General features: G+C 66.1%; 1 protein-coding gene. It reads left to right on the top strand.

What is annotated here, in order from left to right; all coding sequences use genetic code 11:
* Positions 1 to 13 precede the first annotated feature (13 nt).
* On the top strand, positions 14 to 2,176 hold a 2,163-nt coding region (locus tag QR77_RS47195), incomplete at its 3' end, for an amino acid adenylation domain-containing protein (protein WP_269084347.1).

A 2,176-nucleotide genomic window follows, 5' to 3' on the forward strand; every position in this document is an offset into this window, starting at 1 on the left:
GCGTGCGGCGTTGGTGCGTTTGCAGGATGAGCAGAGCCGGTTGCTGGGGCATCAGCATCTGAAGCTGACCGACATCCACGGGCTCACTCCGGCCGGCGAGCTCTTCGACACCGTCGTCGTCTTCGAGAACTACCCGGTGGAGGAGGAGGCCTTTGCCCAGGCCACCTCCACCCTCCGCCTCACACAAGCAGAGGCACACGACGCCAGCCACTATCCGATGAACCTGCGCGTCCTGCCCGGGGACAACCTCGAAATCCGCCTGGAGTACGGACCCGACCTCTTCGCCCGTGCCGAGGTCGAGGAACTCGGCGACCGGCTGATCCGTATCCTGGAGACCATTGCCGGAGCCCCCGACACCCCTGTGGGCCGGCTCGACATCCTCGACGAGACCGAGCGTCACCGAGTCCTTGCCGCGCTGAACGGGCCCGAGAGGGTTGAGGAGTTCCGTGACGTCGTGGACAGGATCAGGTCCGTTGCCCAAAGGCAGCCCGACGCCGTCGCGGTCGTGGATGACGCGGGAGACGTGACATACGAGACTCTGATCTCCCGGGCCAGCGCTCTGTCCAGGCGACTCGCGCGACGCGGTACGGGAGCTGGCACGTTGGTCGGGATCATCTCCGACCCCGGTGCGCGGTTCGTGTGGTCGGTACTGGGTGTCTTCGGAAGCCGGGCCGGCTACATCCCGCTGGACCCCCAGGCTCCCACGGTGCGAAGCGCGACCTTCCTGACCGACAGCGGTGCGAGCTGTTTGCTGGCAGAGAAGAAGCACCTCGACCGTGCCCGCGCCATCGCGGCCGAATCGGGCGGTGCCGTCGAGGTCCTGGTCATCGACGAGGACCAGGACGGGCGGGAGTGGTATCCGAACGAAGCGAAGAACTACGACATCGCCTACTCCATCTTCACCTCCGGGTCCACGGGGCGGCCCAAGGGCGCCATGGTCCACCGAGCGGGCATGGAGAACCACCTGCTGGCGAAGATCGAAGATCTGGAACTCACCTCCGCCGACAACGTGATGCAGAACGCGCCGCTGACCTTCAACATCTCGGTCTGGCAGACGTTCGCCGCGCTGATACTCGGTGGGAAGATACGCGTCGTCGACCATTCGGTCGCCGCTGATCCGCGAGAGCTCTTCCGGCGCGTCGCTGACGAAGGCATCTCCGTACTCGAAGTCGTTCCCTCCCTTCTGAGGGCTGCCCTCGACACATGGGACGCCGCTGGCGACATCCTCGAACTGCCCAAGCTGCGTTGGCTTGTGGTGACGGGAGAGCCGCTACCCGGCAACCTCTGCGAGCGCTGGTTCGCCCGTTACCCGAACGTTCCTCTCGTCAATGCCTATGGCTCGACTGAATGCTCCGACGACGTCTCGCACGCCATCATGACGAGCGAGCGCTACGGGCGGGAGAGGAAGGTGACCATCGGGCGCCCGATCCGCAACATACGTCTGTATGTCCTCAATGAAGGCCTGCAGCCGGTTCCCATGGGAATGCCTGGCGATCTGTATGTCAGCGGCGTAGGCGTCGGTCAGGGCTACGTCGGAGACCCGGCCCGCACCTCAACTGCCTTCCTCGCCGACCCGTTCTCCGCCGAGCCAGGCTCACGGATGTACCGCATGGGCGACTACGTGAGGTGTCTCCCCGACGGCCGGATCGAGTTCGTGGAGCGGCGCGACCACCAGGTCAAGATTCGAGGTCAGCGCCTCGAACTCGGCGAGATCGAGGCAGTGTTGGCAGGACACGGCCTGCTCGGACAGAGCGCCGTGGTGGTGCGAGAGAGCCAGTCCGGCGACAAGCGCCTCGTGGCGTACGTCGTACCAGGCGCCGGCGTGTCGGCCGACGGTCTCGGCACCCGAGCGCTGCGTGGATATGTGGCGGAGCGGTTGCCGGATTACATGGTCCCTTCGGCCTTCGTGGTCCTGGAGGCGTTGCCGCTGACTCCGAACGGGAAGCTGGACCGACGGGCCCTGCCCGCTCCTGACTTCGCCTCTCATGTCTCCGGCCGGGCGCCGCGGTCACCGCGGGAGGAGATCCTGTGCGGTCTGTTCGCCGAGGTGCTCGGTGTGGCGTCGGTGTCGATCGACGACAACTTCTTCGAGCTGGGCGGGCATTCGCTGTTGGCGACCCGGCTGGTGAGCCGTATCCGCTCCGTGCTGGGCGTGGAGGTGAGCATCCGGGCGTTG

This window comes from Streptomyces sp. 150FB (assembly GCF_000818195.1).
GTDB lineage: Bacteria > Actinomycetota > Actinomycetes > Streptomycetales > Streptomycetaceae > Streptomyces.